Origin of the sequence: Phyllobacterium sp. UNC302MFCol5.2, from assembly GCF_000686005.1 — a bacterium.
Classification (GTDB): Bacteria; Pseudomonadota; Alphaproteobacteria; order Rhizobiales; family Rhizobiaceae; genus Phyllobacterium; species Phyllobacterium pellucidum.
On record NZ_JMLL01000014.1, the window covers coordinates 157,209 to 180,105 of the forward strand.

A 22,897-nucleotide genomic window follows, 5' to 3' on the forward strand; every position below is an offset into this window, starting at 1 on the left:
GGAGAATCCTAATGACGATAGTTACTGGACTGTTTGACGATTATGATGATGCGCGTGCGGCCGTAAACGCCCTGGAAGATGCGGGTGTCGCGTCTTCAGACATAAGCATCGTGCGCCGCGGCGGCGCGGGTGACGGAGAAAGCAATGCGGGCGAAGGTGCAGCGGCCGGCGCAGGCGTGGGCGCTGTTGTAGGCGGTGCCGGTGGCCTTCTTGCCGGTCTTGGTATGCTTGCCATTCCGGGCGTTGGACCCGTGGTAGCGGCCGGATGGCTTGCTGCAACGGCAGCCGGTGCAGCAGCAGGCGCAGTTGCGGGCGGCGCCGCCGGCGGGATCATCGGTTCGATGACAGGCGCTGGTGTCAGTGAGGAAGATGCTCACGTCTACGCTGAGGGCGTTCGCCGAGGCGGGACGCTGGTTACAGTCCAGGCGGAAGAGAGCCAGACCGACCTTGTCCGCTCGATCCTCGACGACAACACTCCGGTCGATGTCAACGCGCGCCGCGCAATGTATCGGGAAGAGGGTTGGCAGGGGTTTGACGAACGTAATCCGGATCTTACGGAAGAAGAGCTCGTCCGCGAACGCGAGCGAGCGCGTGAATACCGCCCGCTCTGATGGACGCATGAATTTTGAGCGCTCCCCCGGCAATCGTCGGGGGAGCGTCTTTACACTTGCGGAAAGTCGGGCGCAACGGAACTTCCCGCTGTTTCGTCGGTTCCTATCTAAATGAAAAGGATGTCGTCATGGACAATGATACGGCGAAAGCTCCGGTTCAGGAGACTGCCAACGAGGCCCGTCAGGGACCGCCCGGCCGCCCGGTGCTCAAGATTCTCATCGGTGGCCTGCTCCTTGCCATCGTTGCTTGGGGCGCGGCGGAATTGTACGGCCGAACCACCGATAACACGCCGAAAGCCGACAACAGCACGACCGCATCGCCATCAGCTCCGGCGACAAACGAGCCCACGGTAAACACTCCGGCGCAGACCAATCCCACGCCGCAGACGGGTTCGGGAGGCGATCAACAGCCGGCCAAACCGAATGGAACGCAGTAGTCAAACGATTGCCTTAGGGAGATCGTGATGGTGGACAATAATATCGCCGTCGCCCGTGCGAGTTACGACGCCTATGTGGCGAAGGACAGAGATGCGATGGAGCGCCTCGTCGCAGAGGATTTTCATTTCACCAGCCCGCTCGACAACGGCATCGACCGGCAGACTTATTTTGAGCGCTGCTGGCCGACGAGTTATAGCATAGAGGCATTTAGCTTCATCCACCTTGTGGCGCAGGGCAACGAGGTGTTCGTCACCTATGAGGGCAAGCGGTCTGATGGACACCGGTTTCGCAATACCGAGATACTGACAATCCGCGATGGCAAGATTGCCGCGGTTGAAGTCTATTTCGGCTGGTCGCTGCCGCACGATGCCAAACCGGGAAGCTTCGTCAATCCGAAATAACATAGCAAAGGGTCAGGCCAGCCGGCTGGCTGCATTATACTAATTGTCTATAATTTCGAGCCGCGTGGAACGATTGGCTCGCCATTACGTTATTGGCTCTCAGACAGCGCAGGGGGCGCACTTCTCTATTCCGCCCTTCATTCAATTGCTACGCTAGGGAGCGAGAGCAATTGCGTGTGCTTATTGGATGGCAAAGGGAACGAAGCAAAGCATGGTTGCACCCACGACTTCGAAAAAAGCGCGCACGGGCGTACCGGGACTGGATGACATTTTGTCGGGTGGCTTGAGCGAAGGGCGGGTCTTCTTGCTTGAAGGCAATCCGGGCACAGGCAAGACGACCATCGCCTTGCGCTTTCTGCTCGAAGGGGCTGCGGCGGGCGAGAAAGGCCTCTACGTCACATTGTCCGAAACCGAGGACGAACTGCGCGAGGGTGCGCTCTCCCATGGGCTAATCATCGATGAAAACATCGACGTTTACGAACTGGTACCCCCCGAAAGCCTGTTGGACGCCGATCAACAGCAAAGTCTGCTATATTCATCCGATCTTGAACTTGGCGAAACGACAAAGGCAATCTTCGAGACTTTCGAGCGCCTCCAGCCGAAGCGCGTTGTTCTCGACAGCCTTTCGGAAATCCGCCTGCTGGCGCAGGGTTCGCTGCGCTATCGTCGGCAGATACTGGCGCTGAAGCACTATTTCGCCAAGCGTAACGCAACGGTCCTGCTGCTCGATGATCTGACCTCGGACGTGCTCGACAAGACGGTGCACAGCGTCGTCCACGGCGTCATCAAGCTTGAAGAATTGGCACCGAACTATGGTTCCGAGCGCCGGCGTCTGCGCATTGTCAAATATCGCGGTCAGGCATTTCGCGGTGGCTATCACGATTTCATCATTCAAACGGGAGGCGTCGTCGCCTTTCCGCGCCTCGTCGCTCTCGAACATCGTAAACAGTTTACACGCGACCGCCTCTCGAGCGGCATCGGAGAGTTAGACGATCTTCTCGGCGGCGGGCTCGAGCGGGGATCGAGTTGCCTCGTTCTCGGTCCTGCCGGAACGGGCAAGACCACCTTTGGGCTGCAATTCGTGGTTTCTGCCATCCGGCGCGGCGAGAAAGCGGCAATCTTCGTCTTTGATGAAGAGTTGGGCCTTCTCTTCGATCGCACTCGCGCCATCGGCATAGACCTCGAAAAAATGCGCGACGAAGGCAACCTTCACATCGAGCAGGTGGACGCAGCCGAACTTTCGCCGGGTGAATTTGCACATAGGGTGAGGGAGCGCGTCGATAGCGCCAACCTAAGGACCGTGATCATCGACAGCCTCAATGGCTATCAGGCATCGATGCCCGAGGAAAACGCCCTGGTCCTGCACATGCACGAATTGCTGCAATATCTGAACCGCCAGGGCACGACCACGATTCTCACGGTGGCCCAGCACGGGCTTGTCGGCGACATGAAGGCGCCCGTCGACGTTACGTACCTTGCCGATACCGTAGTGCTGCTTCGCTATTTCGAGGCGCGCGGCAAGGTGCGGCGTGCGGTCTCCGTCATAAAGAAACGCACTGGAAATCACGAGGATACCATCCGCGAATTCCGGATAACAAAAAACGGCCTTTCTCTCGGCCAGCCTCTTGATGAATTCCAAGGTGTTTTGCGCGGCGTTCCCACATTCGTCGGCAAGGCCGAACCGCTGCTGGCGTTGGGCGTAGTGGATGAAAATTCTTAACGATCATGTCACTCGGGCGCTTATACACGCTCCGATGGGCCGCGACGCGGCTGTTGCTGCGGCCATTCTCGCGGAAGCGTCAATTGCGTCAGAGGTTTGTCCGAGCCTCGACGTGCTGACCTCCCTACTTAGCGAGAGCGCCAGCTTTGTGGTGATTACCGAGGAAGCCATAAGGAACGTTGACCTGAAGCCGCTCGCGGCATGGGTCGAAATTCAGCCGAGTTGGTCGGATCTGCCATTCATAATCGTGACGCATCGCGGCGGCGGTCCTGAGCGCAATCCAGCGGCCGCGCGATTGTCCGAGGTTCTCGGCAACGTGACGTTTCTCGAGCGTCCGTTCCATGCCACCACCTTTGTCAGTGTCGCCAAGACGGCGCTCAAGGCGCGCGGGCGGCAATATGAGGCCCTCAGCCGCCTTGAAGAACTCCGGGAGGGCGAAGAGCGGCTGCAAACGGCGCTTCTCGCCGGCAATCTCGGCACGTGGGAACTCGATTTTGCCAACAACGGACTGATCACATCCGATGTGTTCAGGGGCATCTTCGGTCGAAGCGGCGATCAGGCACTGACTTATGACGATCTCATCGCGAGCATCGATCCTGACGACAGGCAACGTGTCCTCACGGCCATTGCGACGACGAAAGGCACCGGACGCGATTTCCAGGTCGAACACCGAACGGTGTGGCCGGACGGCAGCGCCCACTGGGCCGACGCACGGGCGCGCGTCGTTTCCGACAGGCTCGGCCAGCCCGAACGCCTGGTCGGGGTATGTTCCGATATCACCAACAGAAAAATTGCCGAGGCCGAGCTTGTCCAACTGAACGAGACTCTCGAGGATCGGGTTTTCAAGCGAACGCGTGAACTCGAACAGGCTCACCGCACGTTGCTTGACGAAATCCGCCAGCGCGAGGTCGCCGAAGACCAGTTGCGGCAAGCGCAAAAGATGGAAGCGATCGGCCAGTTGACCGGCGGCGTTGCGCACGATTTCAACAATCTGCTGATGGCGGTGCTGGGCAATCTCGACCTGTTGCGCAAGTCGGTTGCCGACAATTCAAAGGCGGCGCGGCTTGTCGACGGCGCTTTGCAAGGGGCGCAACGGGGCGCCGCCCTGACGCAGCGTCTGCTTGCCTTCGCGCGCCGTCAGGACCTGCAGCTCGAACCCACCGATTTGGTGGCGCTTGTCGGCGGCATGCACGACCTCCTCGCGAAATCCGTCGGAAACGGAGTTCACATCAGCTACGACGTTCCCGATGCCCTGCCGCCGGTGCTCGCCGATGCCAACCAGATCGAGCTTGCCCTGCTCAACCTTGTGGTCAACTCACGCGACGCGATGTCGGATGGCGGCGCCGTCATCGTCAGCCTCAGGCGTGCCGACATCGCTGCGACGACCGATGACCTTGGTGCCGGCGATTATATCATTCTGGGGGTCAGCGATACTGGTCTGGGCATGGCGCCGGAGACGCTGAAGCGCGCGATTGACCCGTTTTTTTCGACCAAGGAACTCGGCAAGGGAACAGGACTGGGCCTTTCCATGATTCACGGCCTTGCTCTCCAACTCAAGGGCGCGCTCCGTATGACAAGCCGGCTCGGCAAAGGGACCACCGCAGAACTTTGGCTACCGGTTACCGGGGCCGTGAGGCAAGCAGAACCTGTCAGTGAAGAGGCCTGCACTGCCAGCAGCGGCGTCAGGGCGCGCATACTGGTTGTCGATGACGACGCTCTGATTGCCATGAGTACCGTGGACATGCTTGAGGACCTCGGCCACGAGGTCTATGAGGCGAATTCCGGCGCCGATGCGCTGAAATTCCTCGAAAGTGGCAAGGAAATCGACCTTTTGATCACAGATTACTCCATGCCGCACATGACCGGTGCTGAACTTGCGGAAAGCGCATTGTCGCTAAATCCGCAGCTGCCGATCCTTGTTGCAACCGGCTATGCGGACCTGCCGCCCGGTTCGGGAATTGATCTGCCGCGGCTTGGCAAACCGTATACGCAAGCGGAACTTGCATCACAGATCGCCAAGGCGCTCGCGAAATGAGGCGGCAGGAGGGATCGGCATGACAGCGCCGGGAACAACCTTTCACACCTTTGCGTTAGTGCGTTTTGCAGGGGAGTTGCAAAGACTTAACGTCCTTAGCCATGCAATTGATCAACGCCTGGAGCTGTGGGAGCCGATATGCGCGCTGAAGAAGGAGTGTCACCTGTCAACGATCACACATTCCTGCGCGTCGGCGGCGAACTTGCCCGGCTGATCGCAGCCTATGACTGGGCTTTGACCCCCCTCGGCCCAATTGACGCCTGGCCGCAAAGTCTGAAGTCGACGATCTCGCTCATTCTTCATTCCCCAGTGCCGATCGTGACACTATGGGGCGAGCTCGGCATTATGATCTATAACGACGCCTACTCGCGCTTTGCCGGCGGGCGACACCCCCAGCTGCTCGGCAGCGAGGTGAGAAAAGGCTGGCCGGAGGTCGCCGATTTCAACGACAATGTCATGAAGGTCGGGCTTGCGGGTAAGACGCTCGCCTATCTGGATCAGGAACTCGTCCTTCATCGCAGCGGCAAGCCGGAACGGGTCTGGATGAATCTGGACTATTCGCCGCTGATCAACGAGGAGGGTATGCCCTGCGGCGTCATGGCGATCGTAGTCGAGACGACTGCGAAGATCAAAGCCGAAGAAGCCCTTCGCAATGAGACGCGCCTGCTTCAGATATTGAACCGTACCGGCGCCAATATTGCCGGCGAACTTGATCTTGGCAAAGTGGTCCAGATGGTGACTGACGCAGGCGTCGAGCTGACGGGCGCGCAGTTTGGCGCATTCTTTTACAATGTTCTCAACAAGGAGGGCGAGAGCTACATGCTCTACGCGCTCTCCGGCGTCGACAAGGATGCCTTTTCGAAATTTCCGATGCCGCGCAATACGGCGGTATTCGAGCCGACATTCAAGGGCGAGGGCATCGTCCTCTCGCACGATATTATCGCAGATCCGCGCTATGGCCGAAATGCTCCTCACAAGGGCATGCCAAAGGGTCATCTGCCGGTTCGAAGCTATCTCGCGGTACCCGTGACTTCGCGCACCGGAGAGGTACTCGGCGGGTTGTTCTTCGGACATAACGAACCTGGCAAGTTCCAGCCTGATCATGAAACGCTCCTCGTCGGCGTAGCTGGACAGGCGGCGACAGCCATCGACAACGCCAGGCTGTTTCAGGCGGCCGATCGCGAACTCACCGTCCGGCGTAATGCGGAAGAGGCGCTGCAACGGCTTAACGCCACTCTGGAACAGCGGGTTCTCGACGAAATCGCCGAGCGCTCGAAAACGGAAGAACAACTGCGCCAGTCGCAAAAGATGGAAGCATTGGGCCAGCTTACCGGCGGCGTTGCCCACGACTTCAACAATCTCCTGCAAATCATATCGGGCAATCTGCAACTCCTTGCCAAGGACATGGCCGGCAATGCGCGGGGCGAACGGCGGATCGAAAACGCCCTGGCGGGCGTAAGCCGCGGATCGAAGCTGGCGAGCCAGCTTCTCGCGTTTGGACGCAGGCAGGCACTCGAACCCAAGGTCGTCAATATCGGCCGTTTCATCGCCGGTATGGGCGACATGATGCGACGGACCATCGGTGAATCGATCGAGATTGAGATCGTTCGCTCCGGCGGGCTGTGGAATACGCTGGTTGACCCGGCGCAGATCGAGAACGCGCTGCTCAATCTCGCTATCAATGCGAGGGATGCCATGCCCGATGGCGGCAAGCTGACGATCGAGGTCGGCAATGCTTCGCTCGACGATGCCTATGTGCGGCGCAATCCGGAGGCGGAAGCCGGTCAATTCGTGATGCTGGCGGTTACGGATACGGGGACGGGCATGACGCCCGCCGTCCTCGCCCAGGCGTTCGAACCGTTCTTCTCGACGAAATCGGTCGGTCGCGGCACTGGGCTGGGCCTCTCCATGGTCTATGGTTTCGTCAGGCAGTCAGGCGGTCACGTCAAGATCTATTCGGAAGTTGGCCAGGGCACGACGGTAAAACTCTATCTGCCGCGCGCGCAGCAGAACGAAGACGAACTGATCGAGACCGATCTTGGCCCGACGATCGGCGGCACGGAGACGATCCTCGTCGCCGAGGACGACGAGGAGGTGAGGGCGACCGTCGTCGAAATGCTGGGCGACCTCGGTTATCGCGTGCTCAAGGCCAAGGATGCGGCGAGCGCGCTATCGATCATCGAGAGCGGCGTTCCGATCGACGTGCTCTTTACCGATGTCGTTATGCCTGGACCGCTGGGAAGCCCCGAGCTTGCGCGCCAGGCCCGCCAGCGTCTGCCGCAGATCGCCGTGCTCTTCACGTCTGGCTATACGGAAAATGCCATCGTCCATGGCGGGCGGCTCGACTCCGGCGTGGAACTTCTCTCCAAGCCCTATCAGCGTGAGGCACTCGCCCGCAAGATCCGGCATATTCTCGCGCTGCGCCGCGAGAGGGGATAGTAGAACTCGCCTGTTGTCAGCGTCCTTTCGGATTCTCCAGGCGCTTCGCCGTCGTGCTAAAGGCTGCAGGCGCCGCTTTCACTTCCTGGGCCTTCGCCTGTTTGGGTTTTCGAACTTCCTTGTTGCTACGTTGTTGACCTTTGGCCATATCGCTCTCCTGCTCGTCATGGCGGGAGCATTGAACGCTCGCAAGCGCTGGCATGCCGTCAGAAGACCCAGCGCTGCACCAGTTAGAGAACCATTGGCAGGCCGCGTCAAACGCTAAGTTCCAAGTGCAACATAAAATCGACAAGGCTGAAGCAAAGCGCGCCGGCACTTGGCCTGATCCACAAAGACCGCGGGTGCAAAATTCAAGTTGGCTCGATAAACAAGGCAGGATCGGCCGGGAAGCACTGCCATTTCATGGTCGCACATTTTTTCGGGTTGATGGCTTCCGATTGGCGCGGTCCCTTTCCGAGAAAGCTCAGTCTTGACGTAACTCCAGCAAGAACATATCATGAACATTATGAAGAAGAGCTTAAAACAGCGGTTGGCCATCTTGTCGGATGCGGCAAAGTACGACGCTTCATGTGCCTCCAGCGGAACGGTGAAGCGCGACTCGTCCAGGTCGGGCGGATTGGGATCGACCGAGGGCGCAGGCATATGCCACGCTTACGCACCGGATGGGCGCTGTATCTCGCTCCTCAAAATTCTTCTCACGAACTTCTGTATCTTCGATTGCGCCTACTGCATCAACCGATCTTCGAGCAATGTTGAGCGGGCGCGCTTTACCGTGGAGGAAGTGGTCTGGCTCACGCTCGAATTCTATCGGCGCAACTATATCGAGGGCCTGTTCCTTTCATCGGGCATCATCCGCTCATCGGACAACACGATGGAACAACTGGTCCGCGTTGCCCGGGAACTGCGCACGACCCACGGCTTTCGCGGCTATATTCATTTGAAGACGATACCCGACGCTTCGCCACATTTGATCGAGGAGGCCGGGCTTTATGCCGATCGCCTTTCGATCAACATCGAGTTGCCTACGGATTCGGGCATTGCCCGTTTTGCACCGGACAAGCGGCCGGTTGAAATACGAAAATCAATGGCCGATCTGCGGCTGAAAATCGAGGCGGCAAACGAGCCGACGCTGCAGACAAAGCGGCGGAAGCGTTTCGTTCCTGCAGGGCAGAGCACGCAGATGATCGTGGGCGCAGATGGGGCTAGCGATGCGACGATCCTGCGCGCCAGCTCGCGCCTTTACGGTGGATACCAGCTGCGCCGGGTATATTATTCCGCGTTCAGTCCCATACCGGACGCGTCGAAGAACCTTCCGCTGATCCGGCCGCCGCTCGAACGCGAGCACAGGCTCTATCAGGCAGATTGGCTGTATCGATTCTATGGTTTCGACATTGAGGAAATCACATCGGCGCGGCCGGACGGAATGCTGGATCTGGACATGGACCCAAAGCTCGCCTGGGCTCTGGCGCATCGTGAGCGATTTCCCGTGGATATCAACCGGTCGGCGCGCGAAATCCTGCTGCGCATTCCCGGGCTTGGAACGAAGACGGTCAAGGCGATCCTTTCGGGGCGGCGGCACCGCCGCCTACGCCTCGAAGATCTGCAAAGGCTTGGCGTGTCGTTGAAAAAGGTCAAGGCGTTCATTGTCGCTGACGGCTGGTCGCCGCACCGGCTGATAGACAGTGCCGACCTCAACCACATGTTTCAAAGAAAACCCGAACAACTCGCATTGCTCTGATGCGAAGCGTCATTCTGGAGGGCAGGGGAGATTTCATCGAATGGCGCGATGCCGCGCGGCGCCTGCTGTCGCACGGCATTGAACCCAACGACGTCATGTGGAGCGATGCCGCAGGGGCATCAGACATGCTCGGCCTTTCGATCCCCGACGCGAGCGAAGCGGCGAACGGGTCCCATGCCGTCACTGCAACTGAAAGATTCATCGACCTCGCCGAAACAGTTATCTGCCACAGCAGCCCCGCACGGTTTGGCTTGTTGTACCGTATCCTGTCCCGGATGCAGAGTGACAAGAGCCTGTTGAACGTGGCTTCTGACGAGGACGTGGCGGCAGTGCTGAAACTGGAAAAATCGGTGCGGCGTGACAGTCACAAGATGAAGGCGTTTGTGCGCTTCAAGGAGGTCGTCCACCAGGAGGCCCGCGCACGAAGACAGTTCGTGGCGTGGTTCGAACCCGACCACTTTATCGTGGAGCGTGTGGCGCCGTTTTTCCAGCGGCGTTTCACGGATATGGATTGGATCATCGCCACTCCCCGGGGGTCGATGATGTGGGATGGCCAAAATCTTGTCACGTCGCGGGAGCCTGCGGAAAAGTCGACTGCCTCCGATACAACTGACGATCTCTGGCGCACCTATTACGCGAGCATCTTCAATCCGGCACGATTGAAGCTAAAGGCAATGCGGGCGGAAATGCCGAAAAAGTACTGGAAGAACCTTCCCGAGGCAGTTTTGATACCTGAGCTCGTGGGGAACGCCGAACGAAGCGTAATGGAAATGCGGCAGCGGCAGCCCACGATGCCACCGCTTTTCCACGATCGCTTGCAGGAAGCGACGACGCTTCGAATTTCCGGGGACCACGAAACCCCTGTCCCGGGCTCGCTCGAGGACCTTGGATCAGAAGCGCGGCGTTGTACCCGCTGCCCGCTTCACTGCAACGCCACGCAAACCGTATTCGGCGAAGGCCCGGCCGATGCGAGAGTAATGTTTGTCGGGGAACAGCCGGGCGATCAGGAGGATCTGGCGGGACGCCCCTTTGTCGGTCCGGCTGGCAAAGTATTCGACAATGCATTGGCGGAAGTCGGCATCGATCGCAGAAATGTCTACGTTACCAACGCCGTCAAGCATTTCAAATACGTGCCGCGAGGCAAGCGACGCATTCATCAAAAGCCCAATACCGGCGAGATCGAAGCTTGCAAATGGTGGCTGCGGCAGGAGATCGATCTTGTGAGGCCGCAACTCGTGGTTGCTCTCGGGGCGACCGCATTGGCCTCCTTGACCGGTCGGCAAGGACGCTTGACCGATGTTCGAGGCGTCCTGATGCCGCTCGATGGTACACGATCGCTTCTTGCGACGGTTCATCCCTCCTACCTGCTGCGCCTGCCGGACCTCGAGCGCCAGCACTTGGAAATCAAGCGGTTTCACGCTGACCTGCGTCTCGTGGCCGAGGCGCAAGGCGCCTAGGAGTGAACCGGCAGATTACGCAATCCGGACGGGCTGATCGCAGCTTGATGAAGCGTTCCGTCCGAACACATCCAAAGACAACTTTGGGCTGCTTTACTAGGGCATGAGACGTAACGTAAGATTGCGGCAATTAGCTTGTATTAGACGAATTTTACGCAAGAATTTGTAATCAAAGCCTATGCTAGACCGGACTGAAGCTTCGCAAAGCAGAGCGAGAATGAAGAGCCCCAGGCAGATGCAACCGTGCCGGAGGGTTCATTGAGCCTGACCCTGGCAAGGCTCGAAGCGCTTGCGCCGGATCAGGCATCGCTTGCGGCTGCGAAGAAACTCCTCAACCGCTCGAATTGGCCAACGCTCGCCCAGGACGGCTTTGGCCTGGTCTGGGGCGAGTGCCAGGGGTCCGGCTCCACGCCTTACCGGACAGTCGTCTCGGAAATCGACGCCGGGTATAAATGTAGTTGTCCAAGCCGAAAGTTTCCTTGCAAGCACGGCCTAGCGCTCATGTGGCTACGCGCTGAAGGCGAGGCAGAATTTGCGACGGTAGCGGCTCCCGAGTGGGTAGCCGAATGGGTATCGCGCCGCCGTGGTCCTTCTGCCGGGCCCGCCACGAACGCTGCTGATAAACCTCGGGTCTCGATCGAGGCGGTTGAAGACGCCGAGGCCCCGACTGATCCAAAAGCGGATGCCCGCGCCGCCGCTGCCCGCGAGCGAAGCCGGATCGAGCGTGAGGCTTCCATCGCCAATGGTCTCGATGAACTGGATATCTGGCTTGGCGATCAACTGGACGGCGGTATTGCCGCGTTTCCGGCCAAAGCTTCGGCCGCATGCCGGGTGATGGCACAGCGCCTGTTTGATGCCAAGGCGCCCGGCCTGGCGCTGCGTGTTGATACCCTGTCAACGCGACTTTTTGTGCTTCCCGCACCGGCCCGTCCCACTGCGGCAATCACCGAACTTGCCATGCTGCATCTTCTGGCCGCCGCCTATCGCCGTCAGGTCCACCTCGCCGATCCGCTGCGTCAGGACGTCCGCCAGATGGTTGGTTGGAACATCACGCGTGCCGCATTGCTCGATGACGAGGAGGCGCTCCGCATATCGGATACCTGGCGCGTCTGGGCTACCCGCAGCGAGACCCAGCCTGACAAGCTGCGGCGTATCGAAACCTGGCTCCTGGGCAGCGACCGGCCCGCCGTTCTCATCGAATACGTCCCGGTTGCGGCAGGTGTGTCCGCGGGCGTCTATGGCATCGGCGATACATTCGATGCCGAGCTCGTCTTCTATCCGTCCAGCGTTCCGCTGCGGGCGCAGATCGCGGAGCAGACCGGGAGCACCATGCCGTCCGACGCACCGTTGAACCTTCCCGCCGAAAACCTCGCATCGGCCTACGGCCGTTACGAGGATGCGTTGATTGCCAAGCCCTGGCTCGGCGAGTTTCCAGTGATGTTTCGCGCGGCCCGGCTCAGGACCTCGGGGGAGAACATCTATCTCGATGATGAAACGATCTGCCTGCCGGTGGCGAAATCGCAAGCCGATGCGGTCTGGCCGCTTCTGCAACTCGAAAACATCGATGGTGCGGGTCTTTGGGATGGCAATGAGTTCACGCTGTTCTGGGCGGAAACGATAATCGGGCGGTGGACAGCGTGAACGTGTCCAGTCTAACAAATGTGATCGTGCCGCGTCTTCTCTCGGGCGCAAAGGACGGTCTGCCGCTCGACGCGGCAGGTGTTGGCGACGCCCTGCAGGCTCTCGCGCTGGTGGGCCAGGCGATGCGATTTGAGCGTCCCTTATCGCCGGAACAGTTTGATGCCGGGAACGCTGTCGTTGATCACGCGACAATCGTTCCGGACGCAGCAAGAAAGCTTCTGCTGCGGCTCCTCACCGCCAAGAACCAGGCATCGAGCCGACTGACAGCCGCCATCGTTCGCAAACTGACCGAGAGAAGGCTTCGGTTGCATCCGTTCGACCTGCCAAAGCTCGAGACCATGGTGAGGGCGTATGCGGAGCATCTCGGCGCCGAAGCCCTTGCTTTTTCGCAACGGGAGGTCCCTGTCACGCAACAGCAGAACTACTTCTCGCCCGACAGCCTGAATGACAACAACTGGATGTATGCGACGCCCGCGGTGAAGGCGGGATACATCCAGGAACGCCGCAAATCGGACCCGGAAGCGGCGCGCGGCCTGGTGACAACGGCCTGGCAGGCTGAAAGCGCCGAAAGCCGCGTACGACTTCTCGAAGCTTTGCGGGAGAACCTGTCGGAAGCCGACGCCCCTTTTCTCAAGGGTCTCGACAAGGATCGCGCGCCCCGCGTGCGCGACCTTGCTGCAAGACTGCTGGTTCGGTTGCCCGGCTTTGAAGGGGACGATCCGCCCCTGCGCGCTGCACTGGAGCGCATCAAGGTCACGACGTCCGGCATCCTTTTCAAGAAGAAAAGCCTCACGCTGGAATTGCCCGCAACGGTCAGGGAAAACACCGTGATGGCCTGGCTCAACGAAACCTTCGTCCCGGTCGGACTGGATAAACTCGCCAACGCCCTGTCGCTCTCGGTGGAGGCGATGGTGGCAGCAGCCAAGCAAGACGAACTTCTGGTCGCCTTTTTGCTCATGGCCACACAGGACAAGCGCCTCGATATCGTGAAATTGATCAGCGATGGTCATCTCCATGCCAGTTGGGAGCCGTTCATGCGGCTGGAGGCTGATCTGCTGGCGAAATATCCGCCTGAGATGCGTCAGGTATGGGCCGCCTATATCTTCCGCCCGGACAGGTGGACGAACGACACTGCACGGTGGATCATAGGCCAGATGGCGCGTTTTCTCGGCGTCGAGGCGACACAAGCACTCTTCAGTGACCTGCTGCGATCCAAGCAATGGCAATCGTTCGGCAATGAAAAGACGTACCTTGATACGGATATCGCAGACAGTATGGCCATCATGTGCCCGGCACCGATGCGCTCCCTGCTTCGCACCCAACTTGCCGCCTTCGATCCGGCGCAGTGCGGCAACGCCATCCTTTTTCTCGATCTCATGGACAAACTGGAGACCACAGATGTCTGAAGCTTTACTTCGTCGTCCTGCGGAAGAGATTTACTCGGCCGAACTGGAGGCGCTCGCGAAGGGCGACGACCGTCCCCGTCCCACCAATTGGAAGCTCTCACCTCAGGCGGTCGCTACCTATCTACTGGGCGGCGATGCTGCCGACGGAACGCCTATCTCGGCCAAATATGTCGGTAGCCGACGGCTGATCGAGACGGCGATCGCGACGCTTGCGACTGACCGGGCGTTGCTGCTGCTCGGCTTGCCGGGCACCGCCAAATCCTGGGTGTCCGAACACCTCGCCACCGCAATTTCCGGTTCCTCGCAACGTTTGATTCAGTGCACGGCCGGCACGGACGAGAACCAGATCCGCTACGGCTGGAACTATGCGCTGCTCCTCGCCAAGGGGCCGTCGCCGGGGGCTCTGGTCAAGACGCCTCTGGTACGGGCGATGGAAGAGGGCACGCTTCTTCGGCTTGAAGAACTGACCCGCATGGGCTCGGAGGTGCAGGATACGCTGATCACCGTCCTTTCGGAAAAGACCCTGCCAGTGCCGGAGCTCGACATTGCGATCAATGCTGAACGCGGCTTCAACATCGTCGCCACCGCCAACAATCGCGACAAGGGGGTGAACGATCTGTCCTCGGCTTTGAAGCGCCGCTTCAATGTCGTGGTATTGCCGTCGCCGGGCACGCTCGAGGAGGAGACGCAGATCGTCGTCAAACGTGTCAACGAGATCGGCAACAATCTCAGACTGCCGGCGATCCAGCCTGCGGACAAGGAACTCGCCCGCATCGTTGTCCTGTTCCGGGAGATCCGTGGCGGCAAGACGTTGAATGGCAAGATCAAGCTCAAGACCTCGACCGGCACGCTTTCAACCGCGGAGGCGATTTCCGTCGGCGTGTCGGCATGGGCGGAAGCTGCACATTTTGGCAATGGCCGTATCGATGCAAATGCCCTTGCTGCCAACATCGTCGGTGCAGTTGTCAAGGATCCGGTGCAGGACGGTGTTGCGCTGTCTGAATATCTCGAAACCGTCCTGCGTACGCGCGATGGCTGGAGCGACCTCTACGAAGCTATTCGCGAAGTGGTCTGAGCCGTGAAGCGCCAGGCGCATCTTTTTGGAATTCGCCACCACGGCCCGGGCTCGGCAGCCCTGTTGAAGGGTGCGCTGGATGCGCTCGATCCCGCCTGTGTGCTGATCGAGGGCCCGCCCGAGGGCGATGCGTTGATCCAACATGCGGCGCTCCCTGGCATGAAGCCGCCGCTGGCGATGTTGTTCTACGCAGCCGAAGAAGCTGCCAATGCGGCTTTTGCCCCGTTTGCCGAGTTCTCGCCGGAGTGGGTTGCGATGCAATGGGCCCTCGCGCGCGGCCGTCGGGTGCGGTTCATCGATTGGCCCGCCGCTGTTTCGCTGGCGCTCGCCAAGGCCGGGCGCGAAGAGGACACAGCAGACGCTGACGCTGAAGCGGACGAAAGTGGGAACGAGGCCGGTCACGCAGCGCGCCTCGATCCTCTCGATGTGCTTGCCGGCGCAGCCGGATACAGTGACGGGGAAACCTTCTGGAACGGTTTGATCGAACAATATGGTGGCGGCCAGTCGCCCCTCGACATCTTCGCCGCCATTGAAACGGCCATGACGGAACTGCGAAAGTATCCCGGCGGCTACGATGACAGGAGCGCTGCGGAGCGGCTGCGCGAAGAGCGCCGCGAGGCTTTCATGCGGATCCATGTAAGGGACGCGCTGAAGCAGCACGATGGCGAAGTCGCGGTGGTGGTAGGCGCGTGGCACATCGGCGGGCTGAGCACAGCCACGACCGCTGCCGAGGACCGTGCAATCATAAAGGATCTTCCGAAAATAAAGGTCGAAGCGACCTGGGCGCCCTGGAGCGATGGGCGGCTGAGCCGTGCATCTGGATACGGCGCAGGCGTGGTCTCTCCCGGATGGTATCGCCATCTCTGGGACCTCTATTCGGGCGACCGTCACGATGGGCCAGAAGCCTTTGCGGCCGGTTGGCAGGCCCGGACGGCAGCGCTTTTGCGGCAGGAAGGGTTCGACGCTTCGACGGCTTCCGCCATAGAGGCCGCGCGCCTCGCGCTCGCCCTTGCAAGCTTGCGCGGGATCGGCATGCCTGGCCTCGCCGAAATGCGGGATGCATCCCTTTCGAGCCTTTGCCACGGAGACGATATCCAGTTGGCGATGATCGAGCGGAAGCTTTATATCGACAGCCGCATAGGCAAGATCGATGAGGCGGTTCCGCAAATGCCGCTGGCGAAGGATTTCGAGCTTTGGTGCCGCGAGACGCGGCTCAAGCCGGACGAGCAGCCGAGCGAAATAAAGCTCGATCTTCGCAGCGAGGCAGGCCTCCTCAAATCGACCTTGCTGCACCGGCTCAATCTTATCCGCGTTAATTGGGGCCGCCTGATTGACGCCGAGGCGGGCCGGGGAACCTATCGCGAGATCTGGAGCGTATCCTGGTCTCCCGACATGTCTGTCCGTTTGGCCGAAGCACTGGTCTGGGGGCTTACCATTGAGCAGGCCGCGGCCTCCGCAACCGTCGAACGCGCTCACAAAACGGATGGCATTGCGCAACTTGCCGAACTTGTCCGCTACGCACTGGTTGCCGATCTTCCGCAAGCCGCCAGCACCTGCATCAACCTTTTGCAGGCGACCGCGGTGCATAACAACGATATTACCGACGTGATGAACGCCGTCGCTCCTCTCGTGCGTATCGTACGCTACGGCACCGCCCGTAAGCTGCCGGAGTTGGAATTGCGTGCACTGATCACGGCGCTCAGTGCAGAAGCCAATGCCGGTGTCCGCGTCGGTTCTCGCCAACTCGACGACGAGGCAACCTTGCAGCGCTTGAATGCAATGCGCGCCTATGACGAAGCTCTCGGCTTTTTTGGAGATTCAGGACTGCTCGAGGAATGGCGGCGTCAACTCGCGCTTATGGTCGATGATGCGCAATCCCTTGCGCCTCTCATCGGTTTCAGCCTGCGCCGCCTGCATGATCTCGGCCTGTGGGATGAGTTGCAGGTGTCGGCTGCCTTCTCGCGGCATGTGCTTGGTGAAACGCCGTCCCGCGCCGGCGCTTTCATCGAAGCTTTCGTTGCCGGGTCCGCGGACGTGCTTATTCAGGACCAGACGCTGCTCTTTCTGATCGACGAGTGGCTTTGCGGACTGGACGAGGAGACTTTCGTCGAGAACCTGCCGCTCTTCCGACGCGCCCTTGCCGGCCTTGATTCCGTCGGCCGAAAGCGGGTGCTTGAGCGCATCGCGGGCGGCAGAAAGGAGCGGAGGCCAGTGCGATCCGTGAGCGAAGAGAATCCCGCCTTCGAACGCGCGCTCCCGCTGCTGAAGCAAATCCTGGGAATAAGCGCATGACTTCGGAACAAATCCGCCGCTGGAAACTGGCACTTGGCGATGACGACATGGATGGACTTGGCGAACGCGACCAGCGACTTGGCCACGCGCTGTCCGCTCTCTACGCGTCGGAGACGCGGGGGAAGCGCGGCGGGCTTGGTGCTTCTTCCCCGAAGGTCTCGCGCTGGCTCGGCGACATCCGCGAATTCTTCCCCGCACCGGTCGTGCAGATCATCCAGAAGGACGCCTTCGAACGTCTCAATCTGAAGGCACTGATGCTGGAGCCGGAATTCCTTGCGACACTTGAAGCGGATGTGCATCTCGTCGCCGACCTCATCTCGCTGCGAGGCGCGATGCCCGAGAGGACGCTGGAGACCGCCAGGATGGCGATCGACAAGGTCGTTGAGGAACTGATGCAGCGCCTTCGGGCAAAGACCGTTGAGAAACTGTCCGGCGCTCTCAACCGGTCGCGGCGGACACGTCGGCCGCGGCACGCCGATATCGACTGGCCGCGAACGATCCGTGCCAATCTTCGCCACTACCAGGAGCGCTACAACACGGTGGTGCCGGAGACGCTGATCGGTTTCGCCCGCAAGACCCGCACGAGAGCCGATCTCGATCACGTCGTGCTGTGCGTCGATCAATCGGGGTCGATGGCGACATCCGTCGTCTATGCGTCGATCTTTGCGGCGGTTATGGCGTCCCTGCCGGTTCTTTCAACGAAACTCATCTGCTTCGATACGGCTATCGTAGATCTGACGGAGGAGCTGGCGGACCCGGTAAAGGTGCTTTTCGGGGTTCAACTGGGGGGTGGCACCGATATCAATGCTGCGCTTGCCTATTGTGAGACCAAAATCGACCGGCCAGGCAAGACGCACCTCGTTCTCGTCACGGACCTCTGCGAGGGCGGGCATGCAGCGTCGATGCTGGCGCGCGTAGCGGCATTCAAGCAGGCGGGCGTCAACGTAATCGTGCTGCTGGCGCTGTCCGACGACGGCCGGCCGAGCTACGACGTGCGCAATGCCAGCGCGATCGCCGCGATGGATTGTCCGGTCTTTGCCTGCACGCCGGATCAATTTCCGGATATGATGGCATGCGCCTTGACGCGGCAGGACATCGGGCAATGGGCAAGCGCAAACGGCATCGACCTCGTGCGCGGGGCCTCGTAGTAGGTTGACTTTGTATATTCTTGAACCATATAAATACAAAGACAACCACTGGAGGTCGCGATGGCCCGCGAACATGCTGCGCCGAGCCTGACGCTCAATATTCATGCTGATCCGAATTCCGTCCAGGCGGCGTTCCTGCGACGGGCAATGTCGGCGCTGGAGCGCATCTCCGCAAATGCGTCGGCGAAGACGTTGGCGGACGCGCTTGCCGCCCCGACCGACGCCGGCTCGCTTGCCCAGCTACTCAGCCGCTCGGATATACTGGGATCGGCGGTGACCGATCTCGATCCGCTGGTCCCGGCGCTCGCCCGGAATGTCGAACATCGCCAGCGGCTGCTCAAGCTTGCGGGCGGCGTATTGTCCGCAGACGAAGCGGGCCGAATCCTTGGTATCACCAGACAGGCGGTCGACAAGAGACGGCGGTCGAACACAATGCTGGCTGTTCGCGAAGGCGGCGACTGGCGCTATCCTGCCTGCCAATTCACTGAGGGTGAGGTGATTGCCGGGATCGCCGATGTCGTACGTGGCCTTGTGTCGGCAGGTCCGTGGGCGACGCTCGACTTCTTGCTTGCTCCCGACACGGTGCTTGGCGGTCGATCGCCACTTGAGGCGCTGCGGCACGGAGAGGTGGACACCGTCTTGCGGCTTGTCCGCGCTGATGGATCGGATGGCTTTGCCTGATGGCGGCACGCACTGATCAGCGTGGCCCTTCCGGGGCCGCGCCGCCACCGCCTGCCTGGCTCGACACAAAGCCCTTGCCAATCGACCTAGTGCCTGCCGGAACGGTGCTGCATCGCATCCACCGTTCCACACTTGCCCCCGTCTTCTTCGGACCGGGAAAAGGCAGCTCGCCAACAAATCGCTTCGACAGCGCCGGCGGCCGCTTCGCAGTGCTCTATGTGGGAATGTCGCTAAGCGGCGCACTGGCGGAAACGATCCTGCGTAATCCGCAGCGGCTAATGGTGGCCGCGTCCGAAATTTCCGGTCGAGCCGCAACCGAACTCAGACCGCAACGCGATCTTCGCATCGTGAGGATGCACGCAACTGGTTTGCAGGCGCTGGGCACGGACAACGCGATTTCCACAGGGCCATATGAGCCATGCGGGCAGTGGGCTGACGCACTATGGGATCATCCCGACCAGCCTGACGGACTGGCCTATCAATCGCGACACGATCCAGGCGAAATCTGCATAGCGCTGTTTGAGCGTCCGGACCTGACGATCGCTATTATTCGGACCAGACTCCTGACCGCGATGCTGAAGGATGTCGCGGTCCTACTCGACCGCTATGGCAAGTCGATATCGCCCAGCGCATGAGACCTGTCCGGTGACAACATGGAACAGTGACGCTGGAGAAGAGGGGAGCGCCTTTTGAAAGCGCTCCCTGTCGAATCAGGCAGCCATCGCTGCCGGGTTCAAAGCGCCTTCCGCCAATGCGGTCAAAGCTTCGTCGGTTTTCGTTTCTTCCTGTAAAGTGGTGACGAGAAGCTTCTGCGCGTCCTTTAAGCCAAGCTCGCCGGCCCAGCGGGCCAATGTCCCATAGCGGGCCATTTCGTAATGTTCGACGGCTTGCGCGGCCGAGGCCAGGCCCGCATCGAGAGCTGGCTGTCCCTTGAAATCTTCGAGGATTTCGTCGCCCTCAGCGAGGATACCTTCGATAGCGTCACAAGTCTTGCCACGTGCCGGCTTGCCCAAAATCTCGAATACCTCCTGGAGACGTTCGACATGGATTTCGGTCTCGCCGCGGTGCTTCTCAAAAGCGGCTTTTAGGTCGGGCGAGGTTGCGCCACGTGCCATCTTGGGCAATGCCTTCAAAATCTTGCGCTCGGCGTAGTAGACGTCTTTCAACGTTTCATGAAACAATGTTTCCAGTGTTTTGTCGGCCATCAGTGTGTACTCCTAGTGGGATATCTACAGGCTTCCAACGCGGGAGATACACTAGCGTTCCGTAACACCGCGCGATGGCTTGCCGATATCTGGTCACAAGGACCGCGATCTCAGAGATCGCGCCGCCGCTAATCTCCTGTCTGTTGATTAGCCGCCATAACTTTCTTGGATTCAGGGGACCCGCGATACCGCAGAAAGATGGACAGAACGACAAGCATGGCAGTCGAGAAGAACTCCGATTGCCAATTTTGAAACGACTCGAACCAGAACTGGGCGTTGCCCATATAGCTCAACGGCGTTAGCGCCGCCTCCCCGTGCAAGGCGGCCTCAGAGTTGTAAGTGGCGAGGCTTGCGAAGAAATGCCCGGCAAAGGACAAGCCGAACAAACTCAACAGTGCCAATCCCAGCGATTGATCATAAATCCAGCTTCCGCTGCCGGAGTCCTGCTTTTTTTCAGGCTTGTCGGGATCGCGCGATTCAGAAGAGCCCTTTTGAAAAAGATAAGCCGTCAATACAACGTAGGTTGCCATCTGCAACCACTCGCTTTCCCAGTTTTCAAACAAAGCGGACCAGAATGCCTCATCGGACAGGTAGCCGGTCAGAGACAGGAGCGCTTGCCCATGAAGACTCAACTCATGGTTTTGTTGCCGCCAACCGAACCAGATCATGCCGACCACGCTCCCGGCAAAGGCCAGAAAAAGCGCAATTGTCAGCCCATTGTTTCGCAGGAAACGCATTCAACCCTCTCCGACCGATCTTAAAAGTCGACGTGTATTGTCTCAGACCCTAACGGCACGATTCCTGGAACGTTCCGCACCGGACATGGCAGAAGCCGGATGGGAAGCGCAGTTGAGACGGCCTTCGGTTGAACGAAAATAGCATCGCATGGTGGCTTTATGCCGAGATCGTTGCAGCCGGTGATCGCGTTCGGCCTGCAAGCACCGCCGACTATTTGGCCGGTGCCCGCCTGTCACGTTCATTCGCTTTTGCATCTGTCTTGAATGTCGCGTCACCATCCGACTTGCCCGACAGCACGCGGGGGTTGGCGCTTACGACGCCGTCATTGTCCGAGCCGTGGCCCGTGCGGGCAAATTGTCCCTTGGCGTCCGCCTTTGGGGTCTTCTGGGAGTTTCTGTTTTTGGAAGTGTTTGACATCGGTATCTCCTTTGAGCCGCAACTTACGACCATTGCTTTTGGTTCCCGCCAGCGTCTCCTTGCAGACCAAGCGGATAGCTCATCGCGAAGAGAGCAGCGGCTGGACTAGTTGCCGTCAACAAGGCTTAATAACGAGCGGGGATGGCTCGGGGGATGCCGATCATGAAATCACCGCAGCAAATGGATCGTAGTGGCGATGTTCTCGACGCTGTTGTCATCGGGGCCGGCTGGGCAGGCCTCGGTGTAAGCTATTGGCTGGCACGACGGGGCCTGCGCCATAGCGTGCTGGAGCGCGGTCGCATAGGAGAGACGTGGCGGACGCAGCGGTGGGATGCCTTTTATATGAATACGCCCAATGTGCAGACTATAATGCCTGGCGACCGCTACGAGGGTACGGATCCGTACGGAGCCCTGACGCGCGACCAGTTCGTCGCCCTGCTTGAGGATTTCGCCGGGAGAAACGGGCTGCCGATCGAGCCCGACACCGCAGTGAGCGAACTTACGCACCAAAATGGCGCCTATCGGCTGAACACCTCGCGCGGCACACATCGGGCGCGCAACGTGATCATCGCAAGCGGCAGCCTCAATCGTGCGGTGCGTCCGGTCTCGTCGGATGCGATGCCGCCTGATATTTATCAGGTCGACGCTTCGGGCTATCGAAGTGCTGCCGATCTGCCGCGTGGAGCGGTTCTGGTGGTTGGAAGCGGCCAATCAGGGGCCCAGATCGCTGAGGAACTGGCGCAAGCGGGTCGGACGGTGTTCCTTGCGACGAGCCGCGTCGGGCGGCTCCCACGGCGTTACCGCGGGCGCGATATCATGATCTGGCTGGATGAAAGCGGGTTTCTCGACCTGCGGCGAGAGGAGATCATTCGGTCGGCCGGACGCATCCCGGCGCGTGGTGTACTCGGGTCGGAGCACACGATAAGCCTTCAGGCGCTCGCCGCCCAGGGGATTGTGCTTCTCGGGCGATTGACCGGCGTTGTGGATGGCCGCCTCGCTTTCGCAGACGATGTCGAAGCAAATGTTCGGTTCGGAGACGAAGCCTCGGACAATGCCAAACGCTACATCGATGAATATATCGCCCGAGCCGGTATCGATGCGCCGGTTCCGGTTCCTGACCCAGCGGAGACGGTCCAGTGGCATCGGCCGGATCCCGCCATCAATTCGCTCGATCTTGCCGGGTTCGGTATCATGAGCGTGGTGTGGTGCACCGGCTTCAAGGGCGATTTCAGCTATGTGAAACTTGCAGGTGCGCTCGACGCTGCCGGACAGCCGATTCACAAGGATGGCGTCGGGGTCCTGCCGGGCCTCTATTTCGCGGGACTGGATTTCGGCTCGACACGCAAGTCTGGCATCATATTGGCGGTCGCCGACGAAGCAACTCGCCTTGTCGAACACATCCTGGGACGTTCGTGATCCGTTGGCATTCGCGGCAACATGCCTGATTATCTCTGA

General features: G+C 60.0%; 20 protein-coding genes. 16 read left to right on the plus strand and 4 right to left on the minus strand.

Features of this window, described 5'->3' with window-relative positions; genetic code table 11:
- Nucleotides 1-11: 11 nt before the first annotated feature.
- The 6 genes from BR48_RS0118930 to BR48_RS25000 all read left to right on the plus strand — a co-directional run bounded on the left by BR48_RS0118930 (nucleotide 12) and on the right by BR48_RS25000 (nucleotide 7,644).
- Nucleotides 12-611 carry a hypothetical protein gene (locus tag BR48_RS0118930; protein WP_027232749.1) on the plus strand — a complete coding sequence of 200 codons (600 nt, stop codon included), beginning with the start codon at nucleotides 12-14 and terminating at the stop codon, nucleotides 609-611.
- Between the two features lie 128 nt (nucleotides 612-739).
- Nucleotides 740-1,048, plus strand: coding sequence for a hypothetical protein (locus BR48_RS24995; protein ID WP_051615209.1), 309 nt, complete (start codon nucleotides 740-742; stop codon nucleotides 1,046-1,048).
- Nucleotides 1,049-1,075: 27 nt separating this feature from the next.
- Nucleotides 1,076-1,450 carry a nuclear transport factor 2 family protein gene (locus BR48_RS0118940; RefSeq protein ID WP_027232750.1) on the plus strand — a complete coding sequence of 125 codons (375 nt, stop codon included), beginning with the start codon at nucleotides 1,076-1,078 and terminating at the stop codon, nucleotides 1,448-1,450.
- Nucleotides 1,451-1,661: 211 nt separating this feature from the next.
- The gene (locus BR48_RS0118945) at nucleotides 1,662-3,170 is read left to right on the plus strand and encodes an ATPase domain-containing protein (protein WP_027232751.1); all 1,509 of its coding nucleotides are present in this window, start codon (nucleotides 1,662-1,664) and stop codon (nucleotides 3,168-3,170) included.
- Nucleotides 3,157-5,205, plus strand: coding sequence for a PAS domain-containing hybrid sensor histidine kinase/response regulator (locus tag BR48_RS0118950; protein ID WP_027232752.1), 2,049 nt, complete (start codon nucleotides 3,157-3,159; stop codon nucleotides 5,203-5,205). Before BR48_RS0118945 ends, BR48_RS0118950 begins: the two co-directional genes overlap by 14 nt.
- Before the next feature lie 138 nt (nucleotides 5,206-5,343).
- Nucleotides 5,344-7,644, plus strand: coding sequence for an ATP-binding protein (locus tag BR48_RS25000; RefSeq protein WP_051615210.1), 2,301 nt, complete (start codon nucleotides 5,344-5,346; stop codon nucleotides 7,642-7,644).
- Nucleotides 7,645-7,660: 16 nt separating this feature from the next.
- Here the strand turns inward: BR48_RS25000 and BR48_RS26790 are convergent, their stop codons facing one another.
- Entirely contained in the window at nucleotides 7,661-7,792 is a 132-nt protein-coding gene (locus tag BR48_RS26790) for a hypothetical protein (protein ID WP_255453114.1), read from the minus strand.
- A gap of 357 nt (nucleotides 7,793-8,149) precedes the next feature.
- On the opposite strand from BR48_RS26790, the gene BR48_RS0118965 reads away from it, so the two are divergent.
- The 9 genes from BR48_RS0118965 to BR48_RS0119005 all read left to right on the plus strand — a co-directional run bounded on the left by BR48_RS0118965 (nucleotide 8,150) and on the right by BR48_RS0119005 (nucleotide 19,717).
- Nucleotides 8,150-9,382: a putative DNA modification/repair radical SAM protein gene (locus BR48_RS0118965; protein WP_027232753.1), complete on the plus strand. Its 1,233-nt coding sequence runs from the start codon at nucleotides 8,150-8,152 to the stop codon at nucleotides 9,380-9,382.
- A complete protein-coding gene (locus tag BR48_RS0118970) occupies nucleotides 9,382-10,839 on the plus strand; it encodes a UdgX family uracil-DNA binding protein (protein ID WP_027232754.1) in 1,458 nt (485 codons plus the stop codon). Before BR48_RS0118965 ends, BR48_RS0118970 begins: the two co-directional genes overlap by 1 nt.
- A 258-nt stretch (nucleotides 10,840-11,097) precedes the next feature.
- Nucleotides 11,098-12,480: an SWIM zinc finger family protein gene (locus BR48_RS0118975; RefSeq protein WP_027232755.1), complete on the plus strand. Its 1,383-nt coding sequence runs from the start codon at nucleotides 11,098-11,100 to the stop codon at nucleotides 12,478-12,480.
- A gap of 2 nt (nucleotides 12,481-12,482) precedes the next feature.
- Nucleotides 12,483-13,886, plus strand: a complete 1,404-nt coding sequence (locus BR48_RS0118980) for a DUF5691 domain-containing protein (protein ID WP_155810928.1) — start codon at nucleotides 12,483-12,485, stop codon at nucleotides 13,884-13,886.
- Nucleotides 13,879-14,961, plus strand: coding sequence for an AAA family ATPase (locus tag BR48_RS0118985; RefSeq protein WP_027232757.1), 1,083 nt, complete (start codon nucleotides 13,879-13,881; stop codon nucleotides 14,959-14,961). Before BR48_RS0118980 ends, BR48_RS0118985 begins: the two co-directional genes overlap by 8 nt.
- Nucleotides 14,962-14,964: 3 nt before the next feature.
- Nucleotides 14,965-17,253 (plus strand): DUF5682 family protein, encoded by a 2,289-nt coding sequence (locus tag BR48_RS0118990; RefSeq protein ID WP_027232758.1) that lies wholly within the window; start codon nucleotides 14,965-14,967, stop codon nucleotides 17,251-17,253.
- A complete protein-coding gene (locus BR48_RS0118995) occupies nucleotides 17,250-18,401 on the plus strand; it encodes a VWA domain-containing protein (protein ID WP_027232759.1) in 1,152 nt (383 codons plus the stop codon). The genes BR48_RS0118990 and BR48_RS0118995 overlap by 4 nt, the downstream gene beginning before the upstream one ends.
- 60 nt (nucleotides 18,402-18,461) lie before the next feature.
- On the plus strand, nucleotides 18,462-19,082 hold the full coding sequence (locus BR48_RS0119000; RefSeq protein WP_027232760.1) for a helix-turn-helix domain-containing protein: 621 nt from the start codon (nucleotides 18,462-18,464) through the stop codon (nucleotides 19,080-19,082).
- Nucleotides 19,082-19,717, plus strand: a complete 636-nt coding sequence (locus tag BR48_RS0119005) for an RES family NAD+ phosphorylase (protein ID WP_027232761.1) — start codon at nucleotides 19,082-19,084, stop codon at nucleotides 19,715-19,717. The genes BR48_RS0119000 and BR48_RS0119005 overlap by 1 nt, the downstream gene beginning before the upstream one ends.
- Nucleotides 19,718-19,792: 75 nt before the next feature.
- Here BR48_RS0119005 and BR48_RS0119010 read toward each other — a convergent pair whose 3' ends face one another.
- The 3 genes from BR48_RS0119010 to BR48_RS25005 form a co-directional block, all read right to left on the minus strand.
- Nucleotides 19,793-20,287, minus strand: coding sequence for a ferritin-like domain-containing protein (locus BR48_RS0119010; protein ID WP_027232762.1), 495 nt, complete (start codon nucleotides 20,285-20,287; stop codon nucleotides 19,793-19,795).
- Between the two features lie 128 nt (nucleotides 20,288-20,415).
- A complete protein-coding gene (locus BR48_RS0119015; RefSeq protein ID WP_027232763.1) occupies nucleotides 20,416-21,024 on the minus strand; it encodes a DUF6766 family protein in 609 nt (202 codons plus the stop codon).
- Nucleotides 21,025-21,235: 211 nt separating this feature from the next.
- Nucleotides 21,236-21,442, minus strand: a complete 207-nt coding sequence (locus BR48_RS25005) for a hypothetical protein (RefSeq protein WP_036814916.1) — start codon at nucleotides 21,440-21,442, stop codon at nucleotides 21,236-21,238.
- Nucleotides 21,443-21,604: 162 nt separating this feature from the next.
- Here BR48_RS25005 and BR48_RS0119025 point away from each other — a divergent pair, with 162 nt between their 5' ends.
- Entirely contained in the window at nucleotides 21,605-22,858 is a 1,254-nt protein-coding gene (locus tag BR48_RS0119025) for an NAD(P)/FAD-dependent oxidoreductase (RefSeq protein ID WP_348625696.1), read from the plus strand.
- Nucleotides 22,859-22,897 lie beyond the last annotated feature (39 nt).